This window comes from Amaricoccus sp. (assembly GCF_017993425.1).
Lineage (GTDB): Bacteria > Pseudomonadota > Alphaproteobacteria > Rhodobacterales > Rhodobacteraceae > Amaricoccus.
This window is the reverse complement of the sequence record NZ_JAGOMQ010000004.1, coordinates 41,525-58,534: the sequence shown is the minus strand read 5'-3', so window position 1 is coordinate 58,534 and position 17,010 is coordinate 41,525. Positions and strand designations below refer to the sequence as shown.

Genomic DNA, 17,010 nt, shown 5'->3' with positions numbered 1-17,010 from the left:
TCGCAATGCGGTTCAGGGGTGACGCTTTCTCCAGATCTGTCCGTCGATCATGTTTTGCAACCCCTGGCTCAGCGCGGATTCGTCCTCCGATTCGGAAACAGCCTCCGCGAGGGGACGGGTGACGGCCGCGTGGGCGGCCTCGGCGGCCTCGCGCAGGCGCCACGTGACGCCCTCGTCGGCGGTCCCCGCGACGGCGCGCTCGGCGTCGCGGGTCTCGGCGGCCCGGCCCCCGGCGGCGGCGTGGCGGTCGAGCGCCTCGGCGACGGCGCGCTCGGCGAGGGCCGGGTCGGCGAGGTGGCGCGCCGCGGGCAGCGTGCCGGTGGCGCGGAGCCGCGGGCGCGGGTCGAAGCCGAGGCGCGCCGCCACGGCGGCGGCGGGGTCGTCGGGCGCGCGGGCGAGGGCGGCGAGGAGCGCGTCGCGGATGCCGGCGAGATCGGCGCAGAGGAACTCGATGCGGTCGAGGGCGTGCTCGAAGCGCGCCGCGATCGCCGGGTGGGCGAGGCAGCCGGCGAGGATCAGCGTCTCCTGCATCCGCGCCTCGGCCTCGGCGGCGGCCTCCGGGCGGGCGAGCAGCGAGGCGCGCGTCGTCGGCCCGGCCCCGACCGGCGGCGGGGGCGGCGCGCCGCGCTTGCCGCCGGGGCCGCGAGGCGCGCGCGCCGCGCGGGCCGACGCAGGGCGCGGGGCAGGGGCGAAGAGCGCGGCGCGGCGGGCGCGGATCTCGGCCTGCCAGTGGGCGCGGAGCGAGGGGTCGGCGATGCGGGCGAGGTGGGCGCGCAGGCGGGCGTCGAGCGCGGCGCGGCGCTCGGGGCTGTCGAGCGCCCCCGCCTCGGCGGTCTCGCGCTCCCAGAGCAGGTCGACCATGGGGCGCGACGCGGCGAGCAGCGCCTCGACCGCGGCGGCGCCCCCGGCGCGGGCGACGTCGTCGGGGTCCTGCCCCGGCGGCATCAGCGCGAAGCGCAGGCCCTTGCCGGCGGCGAGGAGCGGCAGCGCGAGGTCGACGAGGCGCTGCGCCGCGCCCTGCCCGGCGGCGTCGCCGTCGAGGGCCACCACCGGCTCGTCGGCGACCCGCCACATCAGCTGGAGCTGGTCGGCGGTGATCGCGGTGCCGAGCGGCGCGACGACATGGCCGATCCCCGCCTGCGTGAGCGCGATCGCGTCCATGTAGCCCTCGACGACCACGAGCCCGCCCGCCTTGCCGGCGGCGGCGCGGGCGGGGCCGAGGTTGTAGAGGTTGCGCCCCTTGTCGAAGAGCGGCGTCTCCGGGCTGTTGAGGTACTTGGCGCGGGCGTCGGCGGCCATGGCGCGGCCGCCGAAGGCGATGGCGCGGCCGCGGCCGTCGCGGATCGGGAAGAGGATGCGGTCGCGGAAGAGGTCGTAGGGCTCGCCGCCCTCCTCGGGCCGGCGGCAGAGCCCGGCCTCGACCAGCACGGCCGGCGTGAAGCCCTTGCCGGTCAGCGCGCGGAAGAGCGCGTGGCGGTCGCGGCCGGCATAGCCGAGCTCGAAGCGGCCCTGCGTCTCCGCCGTGACGCCGCGGCGCTCGAGATAGGCGCGCGCCTCGCCTGCGGCGGCGGCGGCGAGGCTCATCCGGTAGAAGCGGACCGCGGCCTCCATCGCCTCGGCGAGCCCGGCGCGGACCGTCTCGCGGGCGGCGGCCGCGGGGTCGCGGGCGGGCATCGCCATGCCGGCCTCGGCCGCGAGGCGCTCGACGGCCGCCATGAAGTCGAGGTTCTCGCTCTCGCGCAGGAAGGTGACCGCGTCGCCCTTCGCGTGGCAGCCGAAGCAGTAGTAGAACCCCTTGGCGTCGTCGACGTGGAACGAGGCCGACTTCTCCTGGTGGAACGGGCAGGCGGCCCAGAAATCCCCCTTGGCGGCGTTGGTCTTGCGCGGCTCCCAGGAGACCTTCCGCCCGATCACCCGCGCCAACGAGACGCGGCCTCGGAGCTCGTCGAGGAAGCCGGGCGGGAGGGACATCGCCGCAATATCGGGTCGGGGGCGGCGCTTGGCAAGGATTCGTCAGGGCGCGCCCGGGCCGATTTCCAGCGCGGCGATCTCCGCGCCGCCGCCGGCGTCGAAGACGCGGATGCGCTCGCGGCGCCCGGCGTCCACCGTCACCACCGCGACCCAGCCGGCGCCGAAGGTCACCGCCTGGGCGCTCTCGCCGGCGGGCAGCGACAGCGCGGGCGGCAGCAGCGGCTGCGCGGGGGAGAGCGCCGACAGGCGGATGACAAGGAGCGCGACCACCGTTATGACGCCCAGGATCAGGGTCAGGGTGAGCCCGGTCACCAGCCGGCGCAGCCGGCGCAGGCCCGGGGGCTCGGCGCCGCCGTCGTCGCTGCCGGAGGTCGAAGCCGACATGTCGCTGCCTTCCCAAACGCTGCGCATCGTCGTGCCGGATCTGCCCGGCGAAAGGCTTGATAAGGCCTTGGCGGCCGGGGCGCCAGACGGGCTGGGGCTGAGCCGCACCCGGCTGCAGCGGCTGATCGAGGAGGGGGCCGTGCGCGCCGCCGACACCGGCGCGCCGCTCCGCGACCCCAAGCTGCGCGTGGCGGGCGGCGAGGCGGTCGACGTGGCGCTGCCGCCGCCTGCCCCGACGCTCGCCGAGGCCGAGGACATCCCCGTCGCCGTCGCCTACGAGGACGAGGACCTGATCGTGATCGACAAGCCCGCCGGGCTCGTCGTCCATCCCGCGCCGGGGGCCGAGGCCGGCACGCTCGTCAACGCGCTCCTGCACCATTGCGGCGCCAGCCTCTCCGGCGTCGGGGGGCGCATCCGTCCGGGCATCGTCCACCGCATCGACAAGGACACCTCCGGCCTCCTCGTCGCCGCCAAGAACGACGCCGCCCATCAGGGGCTCGCCGCGCAGTTCGCCGCCCACACGCTGGAGCGGCGCTACCTGGCGGTCACCTGGGGCGCCCCCGACCCGGCCGACCCGCGGCTCGCCGGCCTGCCCGGGATCGCCTGGGAGCCGGGCGGCGTCCTGAGGCTCGATACCCGCGTCGGCCGGAACCCGGCCGACCGCAAGCGCATGGCGGTGCTCGCCGAGGGCGGCAAGCACGCCGTGACGCGCGCCCGCGTGCTGGAGCGCTTCGGCCCGCCCGGCGCGCCGCAGGCCGCGCTGGTCGAGTGCCGGCTGGAGACCGGCCGCACCCACCAGATCCGCGTGCATCTCTCGTATGCCGGGCACCCGCTCGTCGGCGACGCCGTCTATGCGCGGCGGCGCAGCTCGTCCGATCCGGTGCTGGCGGGCTTCCCGCGGCAGGCGCTGCACGCCGCCTCGCTGGGATTCCGCCATCCGCGAACCGGCGCAGATATGCGCTTCGAGGCCGATCCGCCCGCGGATCTCGCGGAACTGTTAACGCATTTGCGACGGAACGGGGGCCCTGGGGCGTTTAAGGTTTCGTAGAGAGACCTATACTATGCGTTAAGAGGCGGGGGGTCCGAGCCCGCCCGGAGGGAGTTCCGTGAGCTACGCCAAGTTGCCGGCGCCGTCGCCCGAGCAGGGGCTGTCGCGCTATCTGTCCGAGATCCGCAAGTTTCCGATGCTCGAGCCCGAGCAGGAATACATGCTCGCCAAGGCCTGGGTCGACCACGGCGACAAGGAGGCCGCGCACCAGCTGGTGACGAGCCACCTGCGCCTCGCCGCCAAGATCGCCATGGGCTATCGCGGCTACGGCCTGCCGACGGCCGAGGTGATCTCCGAGGCCAATGTCGGGCTGATGCAGGCGGTCAAGCGCTTCGACCCGGAGAAGGGCTTCCGCCTCGCCACCTACGCGATGTGGTGGATCCGCGCCTCGATCCAGGAGTACATCCTGCGGTCGTGGAGCCTCGTGAAGATGGGCACCACCGCGGCGCAGAAGAAGCTCTTCTTCAACCTGCGCAAGGCCAAGAACAAGATCGGCGCCATCGAGGAGGGCGAGCTGCGCCCCGAGAACGTGGCGCGGATCGCCCACGACCTCAACGTCTCCGAGGACGAGGTCATCTCGATGAACCGCCGGATGTCCGGCGGCGACAGCTCGCTCAACGCCCAGATCAAGGGCGACGGCGAGGGCACGGCCGAGTGGCAGGACTGGCTCGAGGACGAGGACGCCGACCAGGCGATGGCCTATGCCGAGCGCGACGAGCTGGAGAACCGGCAGGCGCTGCTCCTCGAGGCGATGGCCGGCCTCAACGAGCGCGAGCGCCACATCCTGACCGAGCGCCGGCTCAAGGACGAGCCGGTGACGCTGGAGGACCTCAGCAAGGAATACGACGTCAGCCGCGAGCGCATCCGCCAGATCGAGGTGCGCGCCTTCGAGAAGCTGCAGAAGCGCATGCGCGAGCTCGCGGCCGAGCGCGGCATGGTGCCGACGGTGAACTGACGCCTGCGCCTGCGCGCGCCTTGGGCCGATGCGCCGGCGCTCGTAGCGTCGCGTGTCCTTGGGCGGGGGTGCGCCGAGAAGCAGGCCGACACGTTCTGGCGCGTGGCGCGCTGCACCCTCGACGGTGGCGAGGAGAGCGACCTCCAGCTCCTGCTTCCGCCAGCGGGCGCCCCGGCGATGGTCTACGGCGACCGGGAGGCGGGCACACGCACGGTCCCAAACGTCCAGGTGCGCCTCGGCGCGATCCAGGCCCTCGAACGGATCGCGCAGGACAGCGACCGCGACCACATCCGGGGGACAGAGATCCCCTGCGCCTATCTCCGCGAGAACGCGCCGGAGCGCGCCGCCCGCGGATTTTGACGCTGCGGCGTCCGAGCTGGCGTCGATAGAGGAGGTTCGCGCCGAACTTCCCTGCGGCGCCGGCAATCCCCCCCGCGAGACCGGCACGTCGTGACCGATCGACAAGCCGCGGCCGGAGGGACATCCGCCCGGGCCGCGAGCGGCTCGCCGGCGTCCCGCCGCCGCATCGGTCTTGCGCCCGGGCCGCGGCTTCGCCTAAGACCGAGCCGGATCCCCGAGTAGAAGAGGCGCGGCGTAGATGAGCGAGACGGATGTGATCTTCGCGGACCGGATGCTGTCGCTCGGCCTCGCGCGCGTGTCCGAGCAGGCCGCGATCGCCGCGGCCAAGCTGATCGGGCGCGGCGACGAGAAGGCCGCCGACCAGGCCGCGGTCGACGCGATGCGGACGCAGCTGAACCTCCTCGACATCCAGGGCGTCGTCGTCATCGGCGAGGGCGAGCGCGACGAGGCGCCGATGCTCTTCATCGGCGAGGAGGTCGGCTCGGGCAAGGGGCCGGCGGTCGACATCGCGCTCGACCCGCTCGAGGGCACCACGCTCACCGCCAAGGACATGCCGAACGCGCTCGCGGTGATCGCCATGGGCCCGCGCGGCTCGATGCTGCATGCGCCCGACGTCTATATGGAGAAGCTCGCGGTCGGGCCCGGCTACGCCGTCGACGTCGTCAGCCTCGACATGACCCCCACCGAGCGGATCGCGGCGCTGGCGAAGGCCAAGGGCGTCGACGCCAGCGGGATCATGGTCTGCGTGCTGGAGCGGCCGCGGCACGAGAAGCTCGTCGCCGAGATCCGCGCCACCGGCGCGCGCATCCGCCTGATCACCGACGGCGACGTCGCCGGCGTCATCCACTGCGCCGAGCCGGAGACGACCGGCATCGACATGTACATGGGCTCCGGCGGCGCCCCCGAGGGCGTGCTGGCCGCCGCGGCGCTCAAGTGCATGGGCGGGCAGATGTGGGGCAAGCTCCTGTTCCGCAACGACGCCGAGCGCGAGCGCGCCCGCAAGGCCGGGATCGAGGATCTCGACCGCATCTACACCCGCGACGAGATGGTGACCCAGGACGTCATCTTCGCCGCGACCGGGGTGACCGACGGCTCGGTGGTCAAGGGCGCCAGCCGCGACGGCGAGTGGCTGGAGACCGAGACCATCCTGATGCGCTCCAAGACCGGGTCGCTGCGCCGGATCATCTACCGCCAGCGCAACCAGTGACCGAAGGGCGGTCCCGGCGGGGGCCGATCGTCTTCATGGCGGTCTGGCTCGTGCTCTGGACCGCAGCGATCCTGATCGTGCTGTGGATGCTCGGGGGCGCCCTTCTCTCGGGCGACCTCGGGCTGGCGCCGTTCCTGCTGATCTGGCTCGGCGTCGCCGCGATCGGCCTCTGGTCCGGCGTCCGCCGCCTGCAGCGGCTGATGCGGATCCTGCCGGAGCCCGGCCCCGCCCCGGTCCCCGACCGCCACGTCTGGCGCGACGATCTGCCGCAGGGCCCCCGGGAAAAGTGACGGCCGCCCCGAGGGGCAGCCGCCTTCGGCCCGAAGGGCGCGCCCGCGGTCAGACCAGCGTGTCGCCGTCCCAGAACCTCACGGTCGCGAAGTCGATGATCGAGAAGTCCAGCTCGTTGAAGGTCCAGTCGTTGTTGTCGTTGGCGCCCACGGCTTTGAACGCCTGGATCTCGGTCAGAACGTCGGCATCGTCCGCCTGAGCTTCCGTCAGGTAGAAGTTCAGGACGTCGCCGGCGTTTCCGCCGCCGTCGTAGGTGACATGGCCCTTGCCGGCGCTGTTCGTATGCACCGTATCGCGGTTCACGCTCCCGACCGTCCTCACCGTGTCGATGCCGATCAGCAAGGTGTCCTGCAGGAAGAATTCGTCGCCCGACGCCGACCCGCGGAGCTCCACGCCCGCGAAGCCGTTGGCGTTAATCTCCTCGATGCCTTTCAGCAATCCGCTGACCGCGAGATGACCGTCCCTGACCGCGAGGATGCGGTCGTGGTCGCCGGCGCCGCCGGTGTCCTCGATCCGGGCGCCCTGCTGCGCCAGCAGATAGGTGTCGCTGCCGTTCTGGCCGTCCAGCCGGGCGAGGCCCACCGAGCCGAATCCCGAGAAGCCGACGATCAGGTCGTCGCCATCCCCGCCGTTGAAGGTGCTCTGGTTGGCTCCCCGAAGCCAGATGTCGTTGCCGGCGGTCCCGTCCTTGGTGTCGTTGCCGGAGACGGTCGCGAAGATCACGTTGGCGGCCGTCGGCGCGACCTGGACAAGCTCCCCGTCATGCCCGATGTAGCCGAGCTTCACGGCGTTGGCGTCGAGCTTCACCGGCGAGCGGTTGTCGCCGATGTTCTGGATACGCAGGCCGAAACCATCGAAGGCCGTGTCAAAAGTGAAGCCGTTGATGGAGACGTTGTTCGGCGCCGAGAGAAGCTGCTCGAGGTCGGTCCGCAGGCCGTTGCCGGCGCCGAGCTGGGTGAAGTCGCCGAGGCTGACGGTGATCCTGTCATACGGGACGGAGTTGCCGCCGTCGTAGGTGATCACGCCGCCGCCGACGTCGTGATGCTCCCTGGCGGTGATGAAGATGTCGCTGTTGTTGGCCCCCTTCACGAGGTTTACGCCGACGAGCGTGGTGTGGGTGAAGTCGGGCTGGATGCCCGTGCCGTTCGTCGCGATCTCGCCGGCGCCGGCCGCGTCGAGGAACTCGATGTGCTCGATGCCGCGCAGGTGGCCGCCGAGGCTGAACCTGGTCCCGTCGACGACGAACATCTGGTCGAGCCCCGTATCGGGGGTCGCGGTGTCGGCCGTGTCGTTGATCCGTCCGCCGCGGTCGCCGACCACGACGATGGTGTCGTCGCCGGCGCCGGTGACGAAGCGGTCCACGCCGCCGGTCGCATGGACGATGAGGTCGTCGCCCGCCCCGGCGAGGTAGGTGTCGAGGTTGTTGGTCGTGCTGATCAGCACGTCGTTTCCGGCCGTGCCGGAGATCGTGCCGATCGCGAGCTTGACGTTGGCGAGCGGCGCCGTGGCCAGCGCGCCGGCCAGGGTGAACCAGCCGTAGCTCAGCCCCTGCTCGAAGTCCTCGACCCTCAGCCCGAGGCTGTCGTCGAAGGTGAAGCCGCTGTCGAAATCCGCCGTGCGCGACTCGCTGATGTCCTTGATCAGTCCCCTCGTGGGACCGAAGCCCGAACCGGAGAAGTCGTCCGGCGCGAGGGTCACGGTCACCTTGTCGTTGCCGCCGCCGCCGTCATAGACGAGGCCGTCGATGCGCGACAGCGAGGTGACGATGGTGTTGTGGCCCACGCCCTGCCCGGCCACATCGTTGTCGCCCCGCACGAGCGTCACATCCTCGAAGGCCGTGCGGCTGAAGTCGAGGACGGTGGAGGCGTAGCCCCGGATCGCATCGGCCTTGATGACCTCGATGCTGTTGGCGGGGCCGAAGCTGTTCATCAGGCCGAGCTCGCCGGCCCACTCGATCCTGTCCGTGCCCTCGCCGCCGTGGAACTGGTCGAAGCCGTCGCCGCTCTGGCCCACGAAGCGGTCGTCGCCGCCTGCGCCGTGGAGGGTGTCGTTGCCGCCGCCGCCGCGGACGATGTCGGCCGCGCTCGTGCCGATGACGGTGTTGTGCCCGGCGCCGCCGTTGATCTCGCCTGCGGGGCCGAGATCCAGCGTGACGCCGGTGAAGTCGAGGATATTGTTCGAGCCGTTGCCCAGGATCCCGCTCGCGGTGATCTTCTCGACGCCGTTGGCGGGGCCGAAGCTGGCGGCGAAGCCGACGATGCCGTTCCAGCGGATCTCGTCGAACCCGTCGCCGCCGAAGAACTGGTCGAACCCGTCGCCGGCGTCGCCGACGAAGAGGTCGCCGCCGCCCTCGCCGCGGAGGGTGTCGTTGCCGCCGCCGCCGCGGATGATGTCAGCCGCGCTCGAGCCGATGATGGTGTTGTGCCCGGCGCCGCCGTTGATCTCGCCTGCGGGGCCGAGATCCAGCGTGACGCCGGTGAAGTCGAGGATATTGTTCGAGCCGTTGCCCAGGATCCCGCTCGCGGTGATCTTCTCGACGCCGTTGGCGGGGCCGAAGCTGGCGGCGAAGCCGACGATGCCGTTCCAGCGGATCTCGTCGAACCCGTCGCCGCCGAAGAACTGGTCGAACCCGTCGCCGGCGTCGCCGACGAAGACGTCGTCGCCGCCCTCGCCATTGAGCGTGTCGTTCCCGGTTCCCCCGCGAACCTCGTCGGCGCCGTCGCCGGCGTTTACCGTGTCGTGACCGCCCTTCGCGTCGATGATGTCATCGCCCGAAACGTCGACGTTGAAAATGGGTCCGGGTATCTGGTCGTTCCCGTTGGTCCCGTTGATTGTAGCCATAGTCCACCCCTTCGGTCTTCAAGAATGCATTGCGCAACTATCCACAACCATGCGCACGGCGAAATCCGCTGCGCATTGGTCATGGCGACGACCCTTCTCGTCGCATTAACTCGATATTAGGATACTCGCGTTGGTGTCAACGGAATTAAAGATGGAGTAAATTTCCACGAGAGCGAAAAATCCTCGCAACCACGATCCGATCAAATGCGTTCCCGAAGAAGTCCAACATCTTGGCGAGCGGAGCGCATCCCGCCGCCACTCGGCGCTGGCCTCCGGCGTCCGGTGCGGGCATGACGGCGCCATGTCCGATCCCGCCTTCCTGCATGTCGATCGCTCCGCAACCGGCCGCCGCTGGGAGGGCCCCGACCCGCGGACCGAGCGTCTCGGCGCCGCGATCGCGCAGGCGGCCAGCCTGCCGGAGATCGTCGGCCGGGTGCTGGCGGCCCGCGGCGTCGCGCCGCACGAGGCGCAGGCGCATCTCGCCCCCACCCTGCGCGACCTGATGCCCGACCCGTCGCGCCTCCGCGATATGGACGCGGCGGCGGCGCGCATCCACCGGGCGGCGCGCCGGGGCGAGCGGATCGCGGTCTTCGCCGACTACGACGTCGACGGCGGGGCCTCGGCGGCGCTGATCCTGACCTGGCTGCGGGCGCAGGGCCGCGACGCGACGCTCTACGTCCCCGACCGCATCGACGAGGGCTACGGGCCGAACGTCCCCGCGATGGCCGCGCTCGGCCGGGCGCACGACCTGATAATCTGCGTCGACTGCGGCACGCTCAGCCACGAGCCGGTGGCCGCCGCGGCCTGCGACGTGATCGTCCTCGATCACCACCAGGCCGCCGCGACGCTGCCGGCGGCGCTCGCCGTGGTGAACCCCAACCGCCAGGACGAGACGGGCGAGCTCGGCCATCTCTGCGCCGCCGGCGTGGTGTTCCTGACCCTCGTCGCGGTCAACCGGCTGATGCGGGCCGAGGGCGCGCCGGGGCCCGACCTCATGCCGCTCCTCGACCTCGTGGCGCTGGCGACGGTCGCCGACGTGGCCCCCCTCGTCGGCCTCAACCGCGCCTTCGTCCGCCAGGGCCTCGCACTGATGCGCGGCCGGCTGCGCCCGGGCGTCGCCGCGCTCGCCGAGGCGGCGGGGCTCGTCACGGCGCCCGGCGTGCATTCGCTCGGCTTCGTGCTCGGGCCGCGGGTCAACGCCGGCGGCCGCGTCGGCGCGGCCGACCTCGGCGCGCGGCTCCTCGCCACCGCCGATCCGCACGAGGCCGCGGCGCTCGCCGAGCGGCTCGACCAGCTGAACCTGGAGCGCAAGGCGATCGAGGCCGAGGTGCTGGCCCGCGCCCTGGCGGCGGCCGAGGCGAACGGCGTCGACGGCCCGCTGGTCTGGGCCGCCGGCGACGGCTGGCACCCCGGCGTCGTCGGCATCGTCGCGGCGCGGCTCAAGGAGGCCTTCGGCCGCCCGGCGCTGGTCGTCGGCTTCGCCGGCGAGGCCGGCAAGGGCTCGGGCCGCTCGATCGCCGGCGTCGACCTCGGCGCCGCGGTGGCCCGGCTCGCCGCCGAGGGGCTGATCGAGAAGGGCGGCGGGCACCGCATGGCGGCCGGCGTCAGCCTCGCCCGCGGCCAGCTCGCCCCGGCGATGGAGCGGCTCGCCGCGCTCGTCGCCCGCGCCGCCGCGGCCCCGGAGACCGGCCGGCCGCTGCGGGTGACCGGGCTCGTCCCCCCCGCCGCCGACCTCGCGCTCGCCGAGGCGATCCTCGCCGCCGGCCCCTACGGCGCCGAGGCCCCGGCCCCGCGCGTCGTCGTCGCCGAGGCGCGGCTCGCCGGGCTGCGCCGCATGGCCGGGGGGCATCTCGGCCTCACGCTCGCCGACGGCGCGGCGCGGCTCGACGCGGTGGCGTTCCGCGCCGCCGAAGGCCCGCTCGGCGCCTTCCTCGCCGCCGCCGTCGGCGCCCGCGTCCACCTCGCGGGGCGCCTCGAGCTCGACGACTGGGGCGGCCGCCGCCGGGTGAAGCTGCATATCGAGGACGCCGCGCCGGCAGGCGGCGCCGCGGCGTGAGCCGCCCCGAGAATGCCCTTGATCGACCGGGAGGCCCGCCTTACACAGCGCGCCAGCGCCTCCGGTCCCTTCGTCTATCGGTTAGGACGTCAGATTTTCAATCTGAAAAGACGGGTTCGACTCCCGTAGGGACTGCCACTTGCCCCTGCCGGGGAGAGGCGCTATGTGAGCGCGGCCGTGGCCCCTTCGTCTATCGGTTAGGACGCCAGATTCTCAATCTGGAAAGACGGGTTCGACTCCCGTAGGGGCTGCCACCCGCCGCGCGCGCCTCGGCCGCGGCGCCCTCCACCCCCTGCCGGACCCCGTCCCGCCGCCCGGCGCGGCCCTTCCGCCGTCATTGACAGGCTTCCGGCCTGTGGTAACGATTTAACTGCCAGGGGGTGGGCGCAAACCCAAGCCCGAGAGACGGGCGACGGCCGGTCGGCGGCCACCCTCCCACGGCGGGGAAAGCGGCGGAAAAGCCGCGATTGGGAGGACAAACCATGACAGCATCCGGCGCCCGCAGGCGTCTTCTCGGCGTATGCATCTCCACCGCCGTCCTCTCGGCCATCGCCGGCGCGGCGGCGGCCGCCCCCGAGGTCGTGGCCGGTCCCGCCTCGGACCCGGAATGCATGGTGCCCTGGGCCAGCGACACGCAGTTCTTCCAGTTCCCGAAGAAGGAAGGCCCGTACCGGGTGGCGCTCGCCAACGGCTACATCGCCAACACCTGGCGCATCCAGATGATCCAGACCGCCAAGGCCTACGCGGCGCAGCCCGAGGTCGCGGCGCAGCTCAAGGAGTTCAAGGTCGTCTCCACCGGCGAGGACGTGCCGGCGCAGATCTCGGCGATCAACAACTTCATCGACTCGGGCTACGACGCCATCGTCGTCAACGCCCAGAACCCGACCGCCTTCGGCCCGGTCATCAAGCGCGCCAAGGAGGCGGGCGTCGTCCTCGTCGCCTTCGACAACATCCTCGACACCACCGACGCGATCAACGTCAACGTCGACCAGAAGGGCCTCGGGCAGCTCTGGGGCGCCTGGCTCGCGACCCACATCCCCGAGGGCGGCAAGGTGCTCGAGGTCCGCGGCGTCGCGGGAACCTCGGTCGACACCGACCGCCACGACGGCGTCCACGAGGCGCTCGCCGCCACCGGCAAGACCTGGGAGGTGACCGAGGTCATGGGCAAGTGGGACGACCCCACCGCCCAGAAGGCCACCGCCGACGCCATCGCCACCAACGGCCCCTTCGTCGGGATCACCGGCCAGGGCGGCGACACCGGCATCGTGCAGGCGATGCTCGACGCCAAGCACCCGATGGTGCCCTTCGGGGGCGAGACCGAGAACGGCTTCCGCAAGTTCTGCGCCCAGTACGCCGCCGACGGGCTGAAATGCTCCTCGGCCGGCACCGGCCCGGCGCAGGTGGCGGTGGCGATCAAGGTCGCGCTCGCGGCGCTCGACGGCCAGGTGGTGCCGCAGTCGGTCCGCCTGCCCACCGCCATCGTCGAGGACCCGAACTTCGTCGAGAACCAGGACTACTACCCGGCGGAATCGGACAACTTCTTCGTCGGCAACTCCTTCCCGACCTGCGACATCAACTTCACTGCGCAGGAGATCATGGGCCAGACCAAGGAGAACCAGTAGCCGCCCCCGGGGCCGCCGCCCGGCGGCCCCGCCGGCAACCCCGCCGGCAACCCCGAGGGTCGCCCGCGGGGCGGCCCGACCAGCAGTCCCGAGGGCCGCCTCCGTCGCGGTCCCTCCTCCGCCCGCCCGAGGGGAGCGAGCCCATGCCCGACCAGCCGCTCCTTCGCATGGAGGGCGTGTCCCGGCGCTACGGCGGCGTCGTGGCGCTCGCCGACGCCGAGCTCGCCGTCCGCGCCGGGGCGATCCACGCCGTCCTCGGCGAGAACGGCGCCGGCAAGTCGACGCTGATCAAGATCATGTCCGGCGTCGTGCAGCCCGACGCCGGCACGATGACGCTCGACGGCCGCGCCGTCTCCTTCCCCTCGCCGGCCGCGGCCAGCGACGCCGGCATCGTCTGCGTCTTCCAGGAGCTGTCGCTGATCCCCGACCTGTCGGTCGCCGACAACATCGTCATCCGCCGCCCGCCCACCCGCCTCGGCATGATCGACCGCCGCGCCCAGCGCCGGCTGGCCGAGGCGGCGCTCGCGAGCGCCGGCGCCGCCGACATCCACCCGCTGGCGCTGGTCAAGGACCTGCCGCTGTCGCGCCGGCAGATGGTCGAGATCGCCAAGGCGCTCGCGCAGCGCCCGCGCATCCTCATCCTCGACGAGGCCACCTCGGCGCTGACCGCGGCGGACGTCGACAAGGTGTTCGGCGTGCTGAAGCGGCTCCGCGACGCGGGGCTGGCGCTCGTCTACATCTCGCACCGGATGCACGAGATCGAGGCGCTGGCCGACGAATGCACCGTGTTCCGCAACGGCCGCAACGTCGCCACCTACGCCGCCGGCGCGCGCACCGACCAGGAGGTGGTCGAGATGATGATCGGCCGCGAGTACAGCCACGTCTTCCCGCCGCGCCGGCCGCGCGTCGGCCTGCCGGAGACCGTGCTCGCCGCGCGCGGGCTCGCCACCGACCGGCTGCGCGACGTCTCCTTCGAGGTGGGCCGCGGCGAGGTCGTCGGCCTCGGCGGGCTCGACGGGCAGGGCCAGCGCGAGCTGCTGCTCGGGCTCTTCGGGGTGCTGCGCGACCTCCGCGGCGGCGTCGAGGTCGAGGGCCGCCCCGAGCGCATCGCGAGCCCGGTCCGCGCCCGCGGCCTCGGCATGGCGCTGATCCCCGAGGACCGCAAGACCGAGGGCCTGATGCTGCCGATGACGGTCGGCGAGAACCTCGGCTTCGCCGCCTTCGATCGCATCGCGCCGCGCGGGATCGTCGACCGCGCCGCCGAGGCCGGGCTGATCGACGAGATGACGAAGCTCCTCGCCATCAAGGCCGCGAGCCCCGACGTGCCCGTAGGCGCGCTCTCCGGCGGCAACCAGCAGAAGGTGGTGATCGCCAAGTGGCTGGCGAACCGCCCGCGCATCATCCTGCTCAACGACCCGACCCGCGGCATCGACGTCGGCACCAAGCAGGAGATCTACCAGCTCCTCCGCCGCCTCGCCGACGCGGGCGCGGCGATCCTCTTCTACTCGACCGACTACGCCGAGCTGATCGGCTGCTGCGACCGCGTGCTCGTCATGTACGACGGCGCGGTGATCCGCGAGCTCGCCGGCCACGAGATCACCGAGCGCGCCCTGATCGCCAGCGCCCTCAACATCCCGGAGACCGCGGCATGACCCCTGCGCCTGCTCCCCTCGCCCAGAGGTCGCGCCCGGCGGCCCGGCGCGCCAGCATCGCCGGCGCCTGCCTGCCCGTGCCGGATGAAGCCGGCATCCAGCCGACCGAAGCGGGCTCTGCCCGCGAGGCCACGGCGCGACAAGCGAAAGCACGGCTTTCGCCGCGCCGACGGCTGGAGCGCGTTGGCGCGGAGGCCGTGGGGGGTGAAGATTTCCCCGTCGCGCGCCATCCGTCCGTGATCGCCCCGGCGAGCGCGGCGACGCGCTCGCCCCCCGCAGGGGCGATCGCGGACGGATTTGCCACGGGTCAAATCCGTCGGGCTTCGAGGTCACGCCCTGTTCCGACCCGATCCGCCGTTTCAGCCGGGATCTGCGATCGCCCCGAGTCCGGCGCGCCGATGCCCTCCGCAGACCCCGGCGGCTCCGGCCTCCGGCGCCCGAGCCCGGCCCGGCCGGGCGCCTCCGGCGACCGGACGGCCCCTAGACCTGCCCGGAAGCTCGAAATGGCAAGCCGGATTCCAGCCGCATTCCAGCCCGTTTCCAGCTCCGAAAAACCCAAGCCTTCCCGCTACTTCTCCCCCAAACCCAAGACAGCGCCAATTCCACCGGGAGTCGCCCCGTGAGGGACTGGCGCTACTGGCTCGCCGAGAGCCGCGGCGCGCTGATGGCGGTCGCCATCTTCGCCGTCATGTTCGTGATCTACGTCTCCAACCACCCCGCCGGCTTCACCGCCAACGTGGTGCAGACCGCCTCGAACAAGGCCACCCTCCTCGCCTTCGTCGCCGTCGCCCAGGCCCTCGTCGTCATCACCGCCGGCATCGACCTCTCCGTCGGCATGGTCCTCGTGCTGACAAACTGCCTCGCCTCCTGGCTCGTCGTCGGAACCCCGTTCCAGACCGGCCTGGGCGTTCTCGCCGTCCTCGGCGCCGGCCTCGCCTGCGGCGCGCTCAACGGCCTGATCGTCATCTACGGCCGGCTCCAGCCGATCGTCACCACCATCGCCACCAGCGCGATCTTCTACGGCCTCGCGCTGCTGCTGCGCCCCTTCCCCGGCGGCTCGGTCAACGAGGGCCTCGCCGACGCGCTCACCGGCCGCGTCCTCGGCGTCGTCCCCGCGGCGCTCGTCGGGCTCGGGCTCGCCACCCTGGCGATCTGGGTCCCGTTCAGCCGCTCCGTCCTCGGCCGCGCCGCCTACGCCGCCGGCTCCTCCGAGGTCGCCGCCTACATGTCCGGGATGCCGATCCGCCGGGCGAAGTTCGCCGCCTACACCCTCGCCGGCCTCTTCGCCTCGCTCGGCGGGCTCTTCCTCACCTTCTACTCCTACACCGGCGAGGCCGCCTACGCCTCCGGCAACGCCTATACCCTCTACTCGATCGCCGCGGTGGTCCTCGGCGGCGTCGCCCTCTCCGGCGGCCGCGGCAGCGCCGTGGGCGCGATCTTCGGCGCGCTCGCCTTCCGCACCATCGGCGATCTGCTCTTCGTCTTCGACCTCGACCCGCTCTGGCAGCCGCTCTTCCAGGGCGTCGTGCTGGCGCTCGCGGTCAGCCTCGGCGCCTTCGGCCTCCTCCGCGTCCGCAACCGTCTGGACTGGTTCGAATAATGCGCGACGCCGCCCCCGCCGGCCTGCGCGCCCGCCTGCCCGGTCCGCTCCGCCGGGCCGATCCCGCGGTGCTGATCTCGTTCGGCTGCATCCTGCTCCTGCTGCTCCTCGGCAGCCTCTACTCCCCGAACTTCCTCTCTTTCCCCTACCTGATGCAGCAGCTGAAGGTCGCCTCCTTCCTCGGCGTCATCGCCACCGGCACGATGCTCGTCATCCTGCTCGGCCATATCGACCTCTCGGTGCCCTGGGTGGTCTCCACCGGCGCGATGATGGCGAGCGCGGCCGCCGCCTACGGGCTCACCGGCGAGATCCTCTCCGTGCCGTTCGGCGTCCTCTGCGGCGCGCTGATCGGCCTCGTGAACGGCCTCGGGGTGGCCTACCTGCGCATCCCCTCGATGATCGTGACGCTCGCCACCAACGCCGTCGCGCAAGGCCTGATGGTCGTCTACACCGGCGGGTTCTCGCCGCAGGACAGCGCCTCGCCGGCGATGCGCTGGCTCGCCACGGGCTTCCTCGTCCCCGGCGTCCCCAACTCGGTGCTCGTCTGGATCCTGATCGGAGCGGGCGCGGTCTTCGTGCTGACCCGGACCACCTTCGGCCGCGCCGTCTACGGCATCGGCAACCGCGAGCGCGCCGTCTATCTCTCCGGCGTTGACACCCGCCGCGTGGTGCTCCTCGCCTTCGTGATCGCCGGCGCCCTCAGCGCCTTCGGCGGCGTGCTCCTCGCCGGCTACGCCTCCAAGGCGGCGCAGTCGATGGGCGACGCCTACCTGCTGCCCGCCATCGCCGCGGTCGTCCTTGGCGGCACGCACGTCCTCGGCGGCCGCGGCTCGTACCTCGGCACCGTGGCCGGCGTCATCCTGATCACGCTCCTGCAATCCATCCTCTCGGTGATGCAGATCGAGGAAGCCGGCCGGCAGTTGATCTACGGCGCCGTGATCATCGGGATGCTCCTCCTCTACGGCCGTCAGCCCGCCTGATCCCGGCCGCGAGGCCACCAAATTTTCATTCCTGATTGAATCC

The 17,010-nt window shown here is 72.4% G+C and carries 13 protein-coding genes and 2 tRNA genes; 12 read left to right on the top strand and 3 right to left on the bottom strand.

The features are described from left to right. Window positions 1-12: 12 nt before the first annotated feature. On the bottom strand, window positions 13-1,971 hold the full coding sequence (gene dnaG, locus KBB57_RS03005; protein WP_290746574.1) for a DNA primase: 1,959 nt from the start codon (window positions 1,969-1,971) through the stop codon (window positions 13-15). Between the two features lie 42 nt (window positions 1,972-2,013). Further along, the gene (locus tag KBB57_RS03000; RefSeq protein WP_290746571.1) at window positions 2,014-2,355 is read right to left on the bottom strand and encodes a DUF6476 family protein; all 342 of its coding nucleotides are present in this window, start codon (window positions 2,353-2,355) and stop codon (window positions 2,014-2,016) included. Here KBB57_RS03000 and KBB57_RS02995 point away from each other — a divergent pair. From KBB57_RS02995 to KBB57_RS02975, 5 genes are all read left to right on the top strand, one after another. Next, window positions 2,354-3,403 carry a pseudouridine synthase gene (locus tag KBB57_RS02995; RefSeq protein ID WP_290746568.1) on the top strand — a complete coding sequence of 350 codons (1,050 nt, stop codon included), beginning with the start codon at window positions 2,354-2,356 and terminating at the stop codon, window positions 3,401-3,403. The genes KBB57_RS03000 and KBB57_RS02995 overlap by 2 nt on opposite strands. A 58-nt stretch (window positions 3,404-3,461) precedes the next feature. After that, window positions 3,462-4,358 carry an RNA polymerase sigma factor RpoH gene (rpoH, locus tag KBB57_RS02990; protein ID WP_290746565.1) on the top strand — a complete coding sequence of 299 codons (897 nt, stop codon included), beginning with the start codon at window positions 3,462-3,464 and terminating at the stop codon, window positions 4,356-4,358. Between the two features lie 102 nt (window positions 4,359-4,460). Further along, complete coding sequence (locus KBB57_RS02985; protein WP_290746562.1) at window positions 4,461-4,718, top strand: hypothetical protein; 258 nt, start codon at window positions 4,461-4,463, stop codon at window positions 4,716-4,718. A 238-nt stretch (window positions 4,719-4,956) separates the two neighbouring features. After that, the gene (gene glpX / locus KBB57_RS02980; RefSeq protein ID WP_290746559.1) at window positions 4,957-5,925 is read left to right on the top strand and encodes a class II fructose-bisphosphatase; all 969 of its coding nucleotides are present in this window, start codon (window positions 4,957-4,959) and stop codon (window positions 5,923-5,925) included. 35 nt (window positions 5,926-5,960) lie between these two features. Continuing rightward, entirely contained in the window at window positions 5,961-6,215 is a 255-nt protein-coding gene (locus tag KBB57_RS02975) for a hypothetical protein (RefSeq protein ID WP_290746556.1), read from the top strand. A 49-nt stretch (window positions 6,216-6,264) separates the two neighbouring features. Here KBB57_RS02975 and KBB57_RS02970 read toward each other — a convergent pair whose 3' ends face one another. Further along, window positions 6,265-9,057: a calcium-binding protein gene (locus tag KBB57_RS02970; RefSeq protein ID WP_290746553.1), complete on the bottom strand. Its 2,793-nt coding sequence runs from the start codon at window positions 9,055-9,057 to the stop codon at window positions 6,265-6,267. A 301-nt stretch (window positions 9,058-9,358) separates the two neighbouring features. Here KBB57_RS02970 and recJ point away from each other — a divergent pair, with 301 nt between their 5' ends. The 7 genes from recJ (at window position 9,359) to KBB57_RS02935 (ending at window position 16,967) form a co-directional block, all read left to right on the top strand. Next, a complete protein-coding gene (gene recJ / locus KBB57_RS02965; RefSeq protein WP_290746550.1) occupies window positions 9,359-11,113 on the top strand; it encodes a single-stranded-DNA-specific exonuclease RecJ in 1,755 nt (584 codons plus the stop codon). A 63-nt stretch (window positions 11,114-11,176) separates the two neighbouring features. After that, a tRNA-Glu gene (locus KBB57_RS02960) sits at window positions 11,177-11,251 on the top strand. A 41-nt stretch (window positions 11,252-11,292) separates the two neighbouring features. Then, window positions 11,293-11,367 (top strand) — tRNA-Glu (locus KBB57_RS02955). A 228-nt stretch (window positions 11,368-11,595) separates the two neighbouring features. After that, window positions 11,596-12,735, top strand: coding sequence for a sugar ABC transporter substrate-binding protein (locus tag KBB57_RS02950; protein WP_290746547.1), 1,140 nt, complete (start codon window positions 11,596-11,598; stop codon window positions 12,733-12,735). A gap of 143 nt (window positions 12,736-12,878) precedes the next feature. After that, the gene (locus KBB57_RS02945; protein ID WP_290746544.1) at window positions 12,879-14,387 is read left to right on the top strand and encodes a sugar ABC transporter ATP-binding protein; all 1,509 of its coding nucleotides are present in this window, start codon (window positions 12,879-12,881) and stop codon (window positions 14,385-14,387) included. Between the two features lie 619 nt (window positions 14,388-15,006). Beyond that, complete coding sequence (locus KBB57_RS02940) at window positions 15,007-15,987, top strand: ABC transporter permease (RefSeq protein ID WP_290746540.1); 981 nt, start codon at window positions 15,007-15,009, stop codon at window positions 15,985-15,987. Further along, entirely contained in the window at window positions 15,987-16,967 is a 981-nt protein-coding gene (locus KBB57_RS02935) for an ABC transporter permease (RefSeq protein WP_290746537.1), read from the top strand. The genes KBB57_RS02940 and KBB57_RS02935 overlap by 1 nt, the downstream gene beginning before the upstream one ends. Window positions 16,968-17,010: the final 43 nt, after the last annotated feature.